Raw genomic sequence first — 13,974 nt, forward strand, 5'->3', positions numbered from 1 at the left:
GTTGAACTACCCCTTTTCCATTGTCATTGTTTTACTGCTCCACCCGTAATTCCGCTAACTAATTGTTTCATGCCAAGTATCAAAAGCAATAATGAAGGGAGAAAGACCAGTGTAACCCCAGCCAAAATCAAGTTCCAATGGGAATAATCCTCGTTTTTCAGCATCGTAATCCCGATCTGTACAGTTCTCATCTTCTCGTTGTTAGTAATTAGCAGTGGCCACAAATACATGTTCCAGGCCTTTAGGAAGCTATAAACCATAAACGTACCGATAGCCGGACGGGAAAGCGGAATGACAATGCTGGCAAATGTGCGCATATGGCCGCAGCCGTCGATTTTGGCTGCATCAAAGAGCTCTCTTGGCAGCTGTAGAAAAAACTGGCGAAACATGAATATGCCGAAGACCGAAGCAATATGGGGTACGGTAAGTCCCAAGTACGAGTCCATCCAACCCCATTGCTGAATGGTCATAAAATTGGGGATGACCGTGACCTCCCAGGGCACCATCATCGTAGCCAAAAAAATGGCGAACAACGTATTCCTGCCACGGAATTGCAAAAATGAAAATGCATACGCGGCCAAACTGGCTGTAAGGAGATGCCCCGCCGTTATAACCATGGAGACAACAAAGCTATTAAGAATAAACCGAATAATGGGAATCATTTGTGTAACAAGGATGAAGTTCTCAAATTGAAAGCTTTCTGGAAAAAATGATGGAGGATAGGCCTGAACCTGCTCTGTTGTCATGAAAGCGTAGGAAATGGCGAAATACACAGGATAGATCATAATGACAGCCAGCACGGTGAGAAGCAAGTAATGCATAAAGGAAGGCAATCTTAAAGAAAGCTTCATTGATAATGCACCTTCTTTTCCCCGATTTTGAACTGGATGCCTGTCAATATCAAAATAATTACGAATAGCACAATAGCTCTAGCGCAAGCAGGCCCATATTGGAAGTTGCGGAAAGCTTCCTGGTAAAGCGCATATACGAACACCTTCGTGCTTCCCATAGGTCCGCCCTGGGTCATAATATTAATCTGCCCGAACGTTTGGAAAGCGTCAATAACGGAAACAATGGTAACGAAAAAAATGGTTGGTGACAGCAAGGGGATCGTAATATTCATAAAAGACCGGACAGGCCCCGCACCGTCAATCGTGGCAGCCTCATACAAATCATCAGGGATGCCTTGCAGCCCTGCCAGAAGAATGATGAACAGGAATCCTGAATTCATCCAGACCGTGGCAATGGAAACCGCATATAGCGCAGTGTCCGCATCAATCAGCCAGCCAACCGGCTGCAGCCCAATCTGAGTTAAAGCATAATTAAATATGCCTACCGTCGGGTTCAGAATCAATGTCCAGATTACGGAAGCTGTACCTACGGAAACTGCCAGCGGCAAGCAAAAAACAAATTGAAAGCCGCGCATTCCCCTTTTTTTACCGTGAGACAGCACGGCCAGCAGCAAAGCCAGAAAGATACCTGTAGGTACTGTATAGACCGTAAATAGCACGGTGGTCAACAAGCTGGAGTAGAAATCGGCAGATCCGAGAAGCCTCGTATAATTATCGATACCAATGAAAGCAACAGTCTGGCCCCGAATATTGGTACTGAATAAACTGAGATACGATGTTTTTAGCAATGGATAAAACATGAAAATACTTAATAAAGTAATGGTCGGCCATAAAAATAAATATCCGATTGCAAGCTCTCGCCGTTTGGATCTCGAAATGGATTCGGTACGAATGTTATTCACTCCCTCTGTAAGCGCTTTATTATAACTGTTTATTTTTTAGCTTTTCCCAGCTTTCTCTTCCCTTCTCTGTTGCAAGCGCTTCCTTTATATTCAAAATATAAAGCTTCGCGGTTCCAATTATCCTCCTTAAAGGAGCGCCACCCTACTCGTTCTTGCTCCTTCCAAACACGAGTTTTCAGCTTGGTAATGTGTAGGGTGGTCCAAATTCTGCTGCTCATGCAGCAACACTGGCGATATGATGGTGTCTCACATACTCAACAATTCTAAATTTTCATTCTACCGCTAACACGGATCTCCTCCACCCTGCCCATTATGGTTGGGAAAGAATTGGGTCGTTTAAATCGATCTGCCATTTCCGCAATTTTTGTAACATTTCTTCAATTACAGGCCCTTGCTCGGGATTCAAAGCTAAATTATTAATTTCCCAAGGGTCATCCACCATATTGAATAGCTGTATGGCATCAGTTCCCGTTTCCCTAGCTTCAGAACGATAATACCGGATTAATTTCCATGAATCGGTTTTTACCATACGCTGTACATCTTTATAAATGGCAAATACGCTGCTGTATAATCCATCATTGTTTTCACTGAGCAGGGAAAGCATGCTTTTTCCATCTACTGTTTGTGGTATCGATATCCCGCTTAATTCACATAATGTAGGAAAAATGTCCGTTTGACATGTCAAAGCATTAATTCGCACATTCTCAGGCAGACCTGGACCACTCATGATTAAAGGAATTCGTATACTGTGATCATACAAATTTTGTTTGCCCATTAATCCATGCTGACCTACAGATAAACCATGATCTGACGTATATACAACTATCGTATCTTCCGATAAACCTTTCTGTTGTAAAGTGTCTATAACACGCCCCATTTGTGCATCCATATGAGTGATCATCGCATAATAATCTGCTATATGTTTACATATTTCCGCAGGAACCCTTGGAAGACAAGCCAAATGCTCATCCCGTACAAACATTTCTCCATTGTCAAACGGGTGGACAGCCATAAAATTTTTGGGCAGCGGAATGTGCTGCGGGTCATACAAATCAGCGTACTCTTGAGGGGCCGTCCGCGGGTCGTGAGGTGAAGTAAAGGCCATATAGAGCAGAAACGGCTCTTCCTTGTCATAATTTTCAATAAAGCGGATTGCGGAATCACAAAAAATATTCGTTGAAAATTGATCGTTGACAACCGCCGCCTCACGCGGATATGTTCCTTCTGGATTGAAAGCATGAAGCGGCATTTGATCCTGTATTGCCATTCCTCCGAATAGCAGGCTCTCACCTCCGCTAAAACCTCTGTTAAAGCTTTCGACATCATTGTGCCACTTACCAATGGCATGTGTGTGGTAGCCTGATTGTTTAAACAGTTCTGGCATCTGAGCCATTCTTGGATTGATCTCAGTATGATTGGACATAGGCTCGTCAAATCTGGATTCTGGAAGATTGGATACGGCATTGAAGACATGGCCGCCTGTTAGTACACATGCCCGGGAAGGGGTGCAGACAGCACGATATTGCCCACCCATAATATGAGTGTTAGTAAAAGCTACTCCTTGCTCGGCCAACCGATCTAAAACCGGAGTTTGTACCAATGAATTGTGTAAGGTATGAACATCATAAAAACGGTGATCGTCAGCGATCATAAAGATAATATTCGGTCTCTTGGTCATAAAGTTACCTTCCTTTTAAGTTATTGTAAGATGACTTGATTGATTTTGGCTCGATACCAGCCGTTGAAGCAGCCTGTCTCTCAATAAGTGGGTTATCGATTCCGCTTCTGGTTTCCCTGCCAAATTATTGCGTTCTTCGGGATCCTTCTTCAGGTCGAAAAGCATATAAGGAATGCCGTTCCCATTTAGCGCCATTTTCCATTCTTTATTTTGAATCATAATTTCGTTGTGAATTTCACAAAGCGCTTCTTCCCTATGTACCTTGTGAGGATCTTTAATAACGTCTACCAAAGATTTTCCGAATTGCTGCCCCATTCGGAGGTTCAACTCACCACCAGCCAACTCGCACAACGTCGGGCCAACATCAAACCATTCGACCATTTCACTGTAACGATTTCCAATTAGAGGGCCACCCTGCTCCCCTGGTATACGAACGATCAAAGGAACCTTAACAGCACCATTATAAAAATTTTCCTTATAGATCAATCCATGATCTCCATTCATCTCTCCATGATCGGATACAAATATGACAGCAGTATGCTCCCATTCATCCTTGTCCTTCAGCACCTGAATGATTTCTCCAATCTGCTCGTCAATCAAGGTGATGTTTCCTGCATAATTGGCTCTCATTCGAGAGATTTCTTCATCGCTTATCTCTGGAGAATGCGAATTGCCGGTTTTATACAAAGTATTTAAAAATCCTTTGGGAGCTCCAGGGTCGATAGGAGAATTCGGAATCGGCTTCGGCATATCACCCGGGCTATACATGCTCGCATAAGGTTCAGGTGCATCCCATGGCTCGTGAGGCCCTCCAAAACTGACCGTACAAAACCACGGTTTATCGTCATTATAATCCTGCAAATATTTTTTGGTTTGCTGGCCGACGTAAACATCGGCATATTGCTCTAAGGGAAGCGCTGAGGGTTTGGCGACATATGGTTTATTAGCGAATCGTTCCTCATAATCCGTCGTATACTTTTCCCATAACCCCAATCTCTCCCAGTTCTCTGTCATGTTGCTTCTTATGTACATGCTTCTTCTGGGACCTGGAATCTCATCTACATCGTCAAATCCGTAAGCGTTCATAAGATGCTCACGATCACGCAAATCGCCTTCATGACGATGTAAATGGCTTTTACCGATCAGGCTGGTGCGATAACCTGCTTGTTGAATGGCTTGCATCCATGTTTCAGTATCGGCAGGCATATCATGCTGGACATTCCCCCATACACCAGTGTTGTGCGGATACAGTCCGGTTGCAAATGAAAGTCTCGCAGGAATACACACAGGTGAATTCGTTAAGCAATTGTCAAACAGTGTCCCTTCACTTACAAGAGCATCCAGATTGGGTGTATGAGCCCATCCTCCGGTAGCGCCTAATCCATCCAGTCTCCATTGGTCAACCATGATCAATAATAGATTAGTCCTCTTCATCGTTACCCTCCCTACTTAAATTTCGAATTCCAGAATCGGAAGCGCTCTCAACAACTTTCTCGAGTCCAAAAAACTTTGCGATATTTTGCAAAAAACCAACTACAAACATTTTCGAGCAGTAATATATAATTATTATGCTCGTTTTTGAATCATAATGCAACTTTTATTTCACTTTATGCTACATCATAACCTCAAGTCGCACATAAACACGTTTTTTTTCAGATAAAACTTTGCTCATTTGACCAATGTTCATTATAATGAATGGAAACGAACAAAACATAAATTTAATGCGCATATTAAGGGAGTGAGTTATATTGTTGCGTGTCGAACGAATTAAAGAAATTATAGAAATAGTTAAAAAGGATAAGGCAGCTTCTGTAAGTAAGCTGGCGGCAACTTTCAATGTCCATAGAGCTACTATTCGTCGGGATTTGGCAGAAATTGAGGAAAGAGGCTTGTTGACCAGAACCCATGGAGGTATCATTGAGGATGATATAACCATTGAACCCCCCTTTTCGGAAAGATCCCAAGATCATTATGAAGAGAAACAGAGAATAGGTTTAAAAGCGGCTGAATTGATAGGGGATGATGAGCATATTATTCTTGATTCCGGTACGACTACGCTGCATGTTGCCAAACATCTACATAATCGAAAGAGACTCACGATCATTACCAATGATATGAACATTGCCTCAGAACTTCGTGACGCTCCAGGAGTCAAGGTCATTGTGCCGGGCGGCACTCTGCAACGCGGAACATATATGTTAAATGGTATGTTTACACAAAACATCCTGCAAACCCTCCATGTTCAGAAGGTTTTTATTGGGATCCCTGCCGTTCATCCCCTTCATGGCCTGACTCATTCAGAGATTGAGTTTGTATATACCAAACAATTAATGATTAAAGCGGCCAAACAGATTATTGTGACGGCTGACCATACTAAAATCGGGAAAATATCGCTGCATACAGTAGCTCCTGCTCAAAGTATTGATATGATCATTACCGGGAAAGAGACAAGCGATGCTAATATCAAGCTATTTAAAGAAGCGGGAATTGATATGATCAGAGTCTGATTATACGAAAATGGAAAGCCTATTAACGGGCAACCTCGCTAATTTGTATGAATACATCCTTTTTCCACTTCGTTTTTGTTATGCGTGAAAAAGTTTCCTTATGCAACATTTTAATTGATACTGTTTACTTTTATCCAATAATATCTTACATAGTAGCGCTCATGCTAAAAAAGCAGCTTCTAAATTATATAGAAGCTGCTTACAGTGCTGTTCTTCCACGCGTTAGGCTTAGTGATCAATTGATCGAGCATCGTCAGCCAATCCACCGTATCGGTACGTTCACTGCCAGAGCTCGTTCATGCCGAGAGATGGCTTCACCCGCAGACGCTACTCCAGCAAACCTATGATTTTTTGACAGCAGCTGTGACCAATTTGTAGCCTACACCACGAATGGACTCAATCTGTACGCTTTGCTGGTTCATTTCCAGCTTTTTGCGTAAGGAGCTGACATGAACATCCACCGTTCGTTGACCGCCGATATAATCGAAGCCCCAAACAATATTCATCAGGTCGTCTCTGGTAACGACCACACTCGGACGCTGCACAAGGTAGAGCAGTACCTCGAACTCCTTCGGTCTGAGTGGAATCGACTCTCCACCCAGCATAACCTCGTATTTCTCCGGGTAAATAAATAAATCTCCTGCTGTGATGACCTTCTCACCTGCTGCATGTTTATCCTGCAGCTGCTCTTCCGACAAGGTTCTGCGAAGTACCGCCGATACTCTGGCCAGCAGCTCGGCAACACCGAAAGGCTTCGTAATATAATCGTCCGCACCATATTTCAAGCCTTGTACGACCTCTTCCTCTGCGTTGCGGGCCGTCAGTATAATGACAGGTGTCTTGTTTCCCTTCTGACGCAGCTTGGACAAAATCTCGAAGCCATTCAGCCCTGGAAGCATAATATCCAAAATAATCAAATCATATGCGTGCTGAAGTGCAGCCTGCAGCCCTTCGCTGCCATGATCGATGACCTTGGTCTCATATCCCTCTTGCGATAAATTATAGGAAAGCAGTCTGGCCAATGTAGGCTCATCTTCAATAACCAAAATTTGTTGTGCCATGGGAATCCCCCGTATCCATTTCTATAGATCAACCTTATCATAGCATAATATCATACATTATTAATATGTTTTACGTCCTAATATTGAATTACTGGCAATTCTATATAAAATTTGGTGCCCATCCCAACTTCGCTTTCCACACGTATCGAACCCTTGTGCAGCTCAACCAGATGTTTAACAATCGACAATCCAAGACCTGTACCACCGGAGCTGCGTGAGCGAGCCTTATCCACCCGATAAAATCGTTCAAAGATGCGTGGTAAATCTTTTTTGGGAATCCCAATGCCTGTATCCGTAATCGTCATGCGTATACGCTCGTTATCCATACCTTCTGCACCGTGGAAGATCGACTCGACCTTGATCTTCACCTTACCGCCTTCAGGTGTATAATTAATTCCGTTGGAAAGTAAATTAATCAGAATTTGGCGCAGCCGATCCTCGTCCGCTTCCATGTAGAGATCTGCCTCTACCTGCATTTCGAGCTCAATCGACTTCTTTTTCGCTTCCGATGTCATCACATTAACACAATTGTTCACAAACGTATTAACCGAGACGGGTGAGAACTGCAGCGGAATGCGTTTGGATTCAATTTTGGACAGCTCCAATATATCACCGATCAAGCGATTCAATCGTTCGCTTTCATCAAATATAATCTGCAAAAATGATTTTGCCGTTTCTTTATCGTTCAGTGCACCTGCCAGCAGCGTTTCTGCAAACCCTTTGACTGCAGCAATAGGAGTCTTGAGCTCATGAGATACATTGGCGACGAATTCACTTCTCATCCGTTCCAATCGGCGAACTGCCGTAATATCATGCAGCACGATCAGTACACCGGCCCATTCATTTTCATTTAATGAGATCGGACTGAGATTAATCTCCAGAATTCGCTCGGAGGGATAGTAAAAAATCATCTCATCGCGAATATGCTCACGCAGATCAATACATTCCTGAATCAGCTGTGTAAACTCAAATTGCTGCTTGGCCTCGTCGAATTTTTTGCCCAGCAGCTCCTGCACGGAGAAGCCCAGTATATCTTCAGCTGAACGGTTTAATAAGACAATCTTGCTGTCACGATCAATCATCATCACACCGCTGATCATATTGTCCAATACGCTCTTCAGCCGGCTTTCATCCTCCTGGATGCGATCCATTTGCAGCTGCAGGCTGTCCGCCATCCGGTTAAGGGCCTGACCGAGCTGACCGATTTCGTCCTTTTTCTTCACATTCACTCTTGCTTTATAATCCATATTCGTAATTTGCCGTGCGACCTTCGTGATCATCTCTATAGGTCTAGTAATGCCCCAAGCCACTCGGAAGCTGATTAAAGCGGCAATAATAAACACAGCAAGCAGACCAAACAATAACACATACCACACACGAAGGATGGAAGCCTCAACCTCCTCAAGGCTCATCGACAAGCGCACATACCCTTTCGTCAGGGTGCCGTTCTTGACCGGAACTACCACATACAGCATATTGCGTTGAATCGTAGCGCTGTATCGAATATCGGAGCCTACCACGCCGGTTTGCTCCGCCTCAATGATTTCCTTGCGCTGCAAGTGATTGTCCATATCTTCGGGATTATGATCCGAATCTCCCAATACCTTGCCATCCGAGCGTATAAAGGTCACCCTGGCATCCGCGGATTGGCGAAGCCGGTTCACCTGTTCTCCATAGTAAGCAAGCTGCTCAGCTTCAGTACCGCCCTTGTTCCAGTCCATTGTTGCGAGAATAATCCGCAGCTCCCGCTGCATATTTGTTTTTAAAGCTTCAATATGTGATTCCCTGAGGACCTGTGCCATGAATAGTCCGGCAATGAGGACCGAGGAGCCAATCAACACTATAAAAATCAACGTTAATCGCGCACGGAATTTGTGCATATAGGGTTGTCCCTCCATCATCGACATAGGCATTATGATAAGTAATTAATTGACTGCATTACACCTTATCGTATCTTTTTCACACTTGAATTGCTAGTTAATTATTTGTAAAGATGAATGTTCCCATCCTGTACATTATCTTGCTCAACACTCCAACAAAATAAAAAGCACCCCTGAAAATAGCTCAGAAAAGCCCTAATCGGGTTCTCATGTCTAATTTCAGAAGGTGCACATTGTTTTTGATCGTTATTATTCGTTGTGTATGGGTTAATATGCACTCCAGCCTGCATCTGCTGTAATGACAGTACCATTAACAAAGCTTGAATCATCAGAGGCAAGGAACAGAGCAACCTTCGCAATTTCTTCGGGCTTGCCAGTACGTGGGTTAATGGCCATCCCCAATTGTTGTCGAGAAGCACCAAATTGATTAATTTTGGTCATCGAAGAGCCAATATTGGTTTCAACCCCACCCGGTGCAATTGCATTACAACGAATGCCTTTTTCCGCATACATAAAGCCTGTATTTTTGGTAAAACCAACTACTGCATGTTTAGACGCCGTGTATGCCGCTCCTGCACGGGCACCATATAACCCGCCGGCAGAAGCAACATTAATGATAACACCCTGTTGCTTTTCCAAAAAGATCGGTATAACCTTTCGGGTCGAACGCATGACACTTGTCGTGTTAATGGCAAAAATTCGTTCCCAATTTGAATCCTCAATATCGGCTGCAGGCTCAAAGTTATCCATAATACCCGCATTATTTACAAGGATATCGACCGTACCATATGTACGAACTGTCGTGTCGATTAATTGCTGAATATCTTCTTCCAAGGCTACATTTGTTTTAATAGCCAAAGCCACGCCACCATTTGATTGTATTTCTGCTACCGTAGCGTGTGCGCCATCAAGATTTAAATCGGACACTACAACCTTTGCCCCTTCTTTCGCATAAAGTACAGCAATTTGTTTCCCCATACCTGATGCCGCGCCTGTTACTATGGCAACCTTATCCTTTAATTTCATTGAAATCCCCCCAATTATTTGAATTGTCACACATATTGAACAGATGTTTATTAAATTACTTCCTCTATAGTATAATTAATTTAAGAAGCGGTATTCAATCAGTAAATAGTTACCTTTTTGTTGATTAATCAACATTAAGGCTCATAAATGTTCAACAATGGAATCCTAACAAACAAAGGATGATTACAATGTCTACTACTATTTCTCATACAGACAGAAGAATTAAAAAATCCAAAAAAGCTTTAAAGGATGCTTTAATCTCGTTAATGCAAAATAAAGACTTGAAGGACATCTCAATAACGGACATTGTCGAGCTGGCGGATCTTAATCGAGGAACATTTTATAAGCATTATCAGTACAAAGAGGAATTACTGGAGGAGATTATGGACGATGTGATAGCAGATTTAATCGTATCGTATCGGGAACCTTATAAAAGCTCGGATACTTTTATCGTTAATGATCTCACCACTTCAGTGATCAAGATTTTTGAGCATGTAGCCAATTATTCCAACATTTATACGCTAATTCTTAAGTCGAATGGATTGCCCGGCTTTCAAAATAGAATTTGTAATGAATTAAAAAAATTACCCTTGGAAGACTTTGAAAATTATCAGACTAACCACAAAATCAATACGAATCTATATTCCAGTTATCAAGCACATGCGATTTTCGGTATGATTATTGAGTGGGTAAATGAGGAATTTACATACAGCACTGCCTATATGGCTGAACAGCTATTAGAAATTATTAATAATCATCCCAGCAACCATACGTTTAAAATAAATAAAAATGTCAACTAATTGCGGATTGCAATAAAAGAAAGCCCGCACGACCCAAAGGCTGCGCGGACCCAACTGACTACTAACCAGCTTAACTAAGCTTATACAAACACAGGCTCTTTAAATTGCGAGAGCTTGGCAAACGAATCCTTTTCCACTTCTGCGTGCAGGCTGTTGCCGTGTGAATCCATCGTAACAATCGCCGCGAAGCCTTCCGTTTGCAAATGCCACATCGCCTCCGGAATACCGAACTCCATATGGTCGACACCTTCGACTTTTTTGAAGCATTCTGCGTAATATTGTGCAGCGCCGCCGATCGCATTCAGATACACAGCCCCGTGCTCCTGCAAAGCTGCAAGCGTTTTGGCACCCATACCGCCTTTACCGATAACGGCACGAATTCCGAACTTTTTAATGATATGGCCTTGGTACGGCTCCTCACGAATACTTGTGGTTGGACCGGCTGCTCTCACATGCCATTCGCCGCTTTCATCTTTGGACATAACGGGTCCACAATGGTATATAGCTGCCCCATTCAAATCAACGGGTGCATCATGATTCATCAAGTGATGGTGCAGCGCATCGCGCCCGGTATGCATAATACCGTTAATAATGACTACATCGCCTACACGCAGACTGCGTATCTGCTCTTCACTGATAGGCGTTTGCAGAACAACCTCGCGGCGCTCCGATGCCACAGCTGTCTTTGGCTGCTCGGACTGGGTCATGGGCTGTGTATCCCCAGTGCGGTATACCCATTCCTTAATCTCACCCGAGCTTGCATCAAGGAGCACCCCTTGACGACGGAATGCCCAGCAATTGTAGGCAACCGATACGAAAAAGCTGGCAGGCAAACGGTTCATGACACCGACCTTACAGCCAAGCAGCGAAACTTGACCGCCAAAGCCCATCGTGCCAATACCAAGCTGGTTGGCATGCTCCATTACATATTCTTCAAGCTTGCGAAGCTCTTCATTTGGGTTTACATCGTCGGCATGGCGAAACAATTGATGCTTAGCCAATTCATAGCCTGTTGTCCGGTCTCCACCGATTCCCACACCGATGAAGCCCGCGCTACAGCCTTGTCCCTGGGCTTGATAAACCGAATGCATCACGCATTTACGGATACCGTCCAGGTCACGTCCTGCTTTACCCAAGCCTTCGAGCTCCATAGGCAAGCTGTATTGAATATTTTTATTTTCGCAGCCGCCGCCCTTCAGGATCAGCTTGACCTCGACATCTTCCTTCTCCCATTGCTCAAAATGAATCACAGGCGTACCCGGACCCAGATTGTCTCCACTGTTCGCGCCCGTCAAGGAATCAACGGAATTGGGACGCAGCTTGCTGTCCTTTGTCGCTTGTGCGACTGCTGCCAATATTTGTTTTTTCATTACGATCTGATTAGCGCCCACCGGACAGTGCACGATAAAGGTTGGCATGCCTGTGTCCTGGCAGATTGGCGATACGTTCGTTTCCGCCATATGAATATTGTCAGCAATTGTCGACAATGACAGTGCCGAGCGAGTTCCCTCGTCCTCCTGCTCTCTTGCCGCCTGAATCGCTTCACGTACGTCCGCCGGAAGATTCGTTGAGGTTTCCAAAATCAGTTTATACATACTTTGTTCAAAATGCTGCATGAATAAAAAATCTCCTCTCTGCTATAAGTGCCTACTCAAAAAGCCGACTTTTTAAATAACTTTATAAAGGCCTACAAGGTTTGGTTCCCTGACATACTATTCTATAATATCATAATCCGGCAGCTTCAAATACTGTTATCGGTTCACAATTCGTGTATAATATCGTACTATATATAGCCTTCAGGAGAATAGGATGGGATCAATGGAAAGTCATTTTTTTGCTTATATGTACCGTTTGCGTTATATCGAACGCTGGAGTCTGATGCGTAATGTCGTGAAGGAAAATGTAGCCGAGCATTCCTTTCATGTCGCACTGCTCACTCACGTACTTTGCACGATTGGCAATGAAATATTCGGTCGTCAGCTTCCGACTGATCGGATCGTCAGCATGGCGCTTTTTCATGATGCGACAGAGGTATTTACCGGCGATATTCCGACCCCCGTTAAGCATCACAATCCAAAAATTTTATCGAATTTCCGCGAAATCGAACAGCTCGCAGCCGAGCGATTGCTGGATATGATTCCAGACACGCTGCGTCACGTATATGAGCCCTTAATTGATACGAAAAGCAGCAGCCAATCGGAATTAAAAAAATACGTCAAAGGCGCCGATCTGCTCGACGCCTACTTGAAGTGTGTTACCGAGCTGTCCGCTGGTAACAAGGAATTCGGCAGTGCCAAGAAGCAAATCGAACAATCGATTCAGGAGCTCAATATGCCTGAGCTGGACTATTTCCTGCAAAATCTCGCACCAAGCCTGGAAAAAACATTGGACGAATTATCGGAGGACTAAACCTGTCGATCATCATCCTTAGTCCCACCAAAGCTCCACATAATCGTTGTCAAACAAAAACGCCTCCAAGGCTTCCATGGAGCCCACACCCTGATCGATCAGATCAGGGCAAAAGGCGTATAAATCGCTGCATAGTCGTGACATATCCTCGGGAAGCGCCGTAATCACAAAGCCGACGGTATCCGTGGAAGCCGTTTTAATTGAAATACCGTAGCGGCTGTCCAATTCCTGCAACTTGGCTATTAATGCTGCATTATCCAGATCATAATTGCATGCATCCGTTTGGGCTAGACGTACGATATCCAGCTGAGTTTCCCCAAGCCCGATAACTACCTCGGTACCTGTCTTGGGATCATCACCCAACCATTGTGAGGTCCCGGCATAGCATAACAGCCCCGGTGCGAGACGACGCTGTATATCATCGACCCATTGAAGGGCAACGGCTTTATCAGGTGCAATTACCGATATACTGTGGGGATATTGGTCGCGTCCAAAATCTAAGGTTGCATACGGAAGTAGCTTTTGACCGCTTAATCGCTCTAGCTCCAGGCCCGCTTCATCCAGCGTGTGAAGCTTATCGCTCGCTTCTTCACTTATAGGTCTACTCAGGTCAGCCTCTTCCGGCTTATTAAGCTGAATCCTGTTCTGTTGGATACCTTCTGCTTCTGCTGCGTCAGCATCAGAAGGTGTCCATCGATACGGCTCCTGTCTACTTGGCTCGGCTTTCCTCTCCTTCTCCTCTGCCAGCTTTCTTTTCCTTTCTCTTCTGTTGGTCCATTTGATGATAATAATACCGAGCAGCGCACCGAAAATAATCCACTCCATGATAACCCTCCTATCTGTAATCATTTCCCATATTC

The 13,974-nt window shown here is 44.1% G+C and carries 13 protein-coding genes; 4 read left to right on the plus strand and 9 right to left on the minus strand.

The genetic code is table 11. The annotated features are described in order from the left end of the window. Positions 1-23: 23 nt before the first annotated feature. From NST47_RS29575 to NST47_RS29590, 4 genes are all read right to left on the minus strand, one after another. A complete protein-coding gene (locus tag NST47_RS29575; RefSeq protein ID WP_341158342.1) occupies positions 24-851 on the minus strand; it encodes a carbohydrate ABC transporter permease in 828 nt (275 codons plus the stop codon). After that, positions 848-1,786, minus strand: coding sequence for a carbohydrate ABC transporter permease (locus NST47_RS29580; protein ID WP_445667489.1), 939 nt, complete (start codon positions 1,784-1,786; stop codon positions 848-850). Before NST47_RS29580 ends, NST47_RS29575 begins: the two co-directional genes overlap by 4 nt. 277 nt (positions 1,787-2,063) lie before the next feature. Beyond that, positions 2,064-3,431, minus strand: a complete 1,368-nt coding sequence (locus tag NST47_RS29585; protein ID WP_341158344.1) for a sulfatase-like hydrolase/transferase — start codon at positions 3,429-3,431, stop codon at positions 2,064-2,066. A 15-nt stretch (positions 3,432-3,446) separates the two neighbouring features. Beyond that, entirely contained in the window at positions 3,447-4,865 is a 1,419-nt protein-coding gene (locus NST47_RS29590) for a sulfatase family protein (RefSeq protein WP_341158345.1), read from the minus strand. Between the two features lie 314 nt (positions 4,866-5,179). Here NST47_RS29590 and NST47_RS29595 point away from each other — a divergent pair, with 314 nt between their 5' ends. Beyond that, a complete protein-coding gene (locus tag NST47_RS29595; RefSeq protein WP_341158346.1) occupies positions 5,180-5,938 on the plus strand; it encodes a DeoR/GlpR family DNA-binding transcription regulator in 759 nt (252 codons plus the stop codon). A gap of 47 nt (positions 5,939-5,985) precedes the next feature. Next, entirely contained in the window at positions 5,986-6,285 is a 300-nt protein-coding gene (locus NST47_RS29600; protein WP_341158347.1) for a hypothetical protein, read from the plus strand. Here NST47_RS29600 and NST47_RS29605 read toward each other — a convergent pair. The 3 genes from NST47_RS29605 to NST47_RS29615 all read right to left on the minus strand — a co-directional run bounded on the left by NST47_RS29605 (position 6,280) and on the right by NST47_RS29615 (position 9,905). Then, entirely contained in the window at positions 6,280-6,999 is a 720-nt protein-coding gene (locus NST47_RS29605; RefSeq protein ID WP_341158348.1) for a response regulator transcription factor, read from the minus strand. The two genes, NST47_RS29600 and NST47_RS29605, sit on opposite strands and share 6 nt — an antisense overlap. Before the next feature lie 77 nt (positions 7,000-7,076). Continuing rightward, on the minus strand, positions 7,077-8,879 hold the full coding sequence (gene pnpS / locus NST47_RS29610; RefSeq protein WP_341159785.1) for a two-component system histidine kinase PnpS: 1,803 nt from the start codon (positions 8,877-8,879) through the stop codon (positions 7,077-7,079). Between the two features lie 267 nt (positions 8,880-9,146). After that, positions 9,147-9,905 (minus strand): SDR family oxidoreductase, encoded by a 759-nt coding sequence (locus tag NST47_RS29615; RefSeq protein WP_341158349.1) that lies wholly within the window; start codon positions 9,903-9,905, stop codon positions 9,147-9,149. 188 nt (positions 9,906-10,093) lie between these two features. Between NST47_RS29615 and NST47_RS29620 the strand changes: the two genes are divergently transcribed. Next, positions 10,094-10,705 carry a TetR/AcrR family transcriptional regulator gene (locus NST47_RS29620; RefSeq protein ID WP_341158350.1) on the plus strand — a complete coding sequence of 204 codons (612 nt, stop codon included), beginning with the start codon at positions 10,094-10,096 and terminating at the stop codon, positions 10,703-10,705. 80 nt (positions 10,706-10,785) lie between these two features. Here NST47_RS29620 and NST47_RS29625 read toward each other — a convergent pair whose 3' ends face one another. Continuing rightward, positions 10,786-12,321, minus strand: coding sequence for a fumarate hydratase (locus NST47_RS29625; RefSeq protein WP_341158351.1), 1,536 nt, complete (start codon positions 12,319-12,321; stop codon positions 10,786-10,788). Positions 12,322-12,523: 202 nt separating this feature from the next. Between NST47_RS29625 and yfbR the strand changes: the two genes are divergently transcribed. After that, positions 12,524-13,114, plus strand: a complete 591-nt coding sequence (gene yfbR / locus NST47_RS29630; RefSeq protein ID WP_341158352.1) for a 5'-deoxynucleotidase — start codon at positions 12,524-12,526, stop codon at positions 13,112-13,114. An 18-nt stretch (positions 13,115-13,132) separates the two neighbouring features. Here yfbR and NST47_RS29635 read toward each other — a convergent pair whose 3' ends face one another. Then, positions 13,133-13,939 carry a DUF4253 domain-containing protein gene (locus NST47_RS29635; protein ID WP_341158353.1) on the minus strand — a complete coding sequence of 269 codons (807 nt, stop codon included), beginning with the start codon at positions 13,937-13,939 and terminating at the stop codon, positions 13,133-13,135. Positions 13,940-13,974: the final 35 nt, after the last annotated feature.

Source organism: Paenibacillus sp. FSL H8-0034 (assembly GCF_038000305.1).
Classification (GTDB): Bacteria; Bacillota; Bacilli; order Paenibacillales; family NBRC-103111; genus Paenibacillus_S.

What these genes read in the sequence shown, in the direction of transcription:
- NST47_RS29585 (WP_341158344.1), bottom strand. Translation starts at nt 3,431, where the DNA reads ATGACCAAGAGACCGAATATTATCTTTATGATCGCTGACGATCACCGT.
- NST47_RS29635 (WP_341158353.1), bottom strand. Translation starts at nt 13,939, where the DNA reads ATGGAGTGGATTATTTTCGGTGCGCTGCTCGGTATTATTATCATCAAA.
- NST47_RS29625 (WP_341158351.1), bottom strand. Translation starts at nt 12,321, where the DNA reads ATGCAGCATTTTGAACAAAGTATGTATAAACTGATTTTGGAAACCTCA.
- NST47_RS29605 (WP_341158348.1), bottom strand. Translation starts at nt 6,999, where the DNA reads ATGGCACAACAAATTTTGGTTATTGAAGATGAGCCTACATTGGCCAGA.
- pnpS (WP_341159785.1), bottom strand. Translation starts at nt 8,879, where the DNA reads ATGCACAAATTCCGTGCGCGATTAACGTTGATTTTTATAGTGTTGATT.
- NST47_RS29600 (WP_341158347.1), top strand. Translation starts at nt 5,986, where the DNA reads ATGAATACATCCTTTTTCCACTTCGTTTTTGTTATGCGTGAAAAAGTT.
- NST47_RS29615 (WP_341158349.1), bottom strand. Translation starts at nt 9,905, where the DNA reads ATGAAATTAAAGGATAAGGTTGCCATAGTAACAGGCGCGGCATCAGGT.
- NST47_RS29590 (WP_341158345.1), bottom strand. Translation starts at nt 4,865, where the DNA reads ATGAAGAGGACTAATCTATTATTGATCATGGTTGACCAATGGAGACTG.
- yfbR (WP_341158352.1), top strand. Translation starts at nt 12,524, where the DNA reads ATGGAAAGTCATTTTTTTGCTTATATGTACCGTTTGCGTTATATCGAA.
- NST47_RS29575 (WP_341158342.1), bottom strand. Translation starts at nt 851, where the DNA reads ATGAAGCTTTCTTTAAGATTGCCTTCCTTTATGCATTACTTGCTTCTC.
- NST47_RS29620 (WP_341158350.1), top strand. Translation starts at nt 10,094, where the DNA reads ATGTCTACTACTATTTCTCATACAGACAGAAGAATTAAAAAATCCAAA.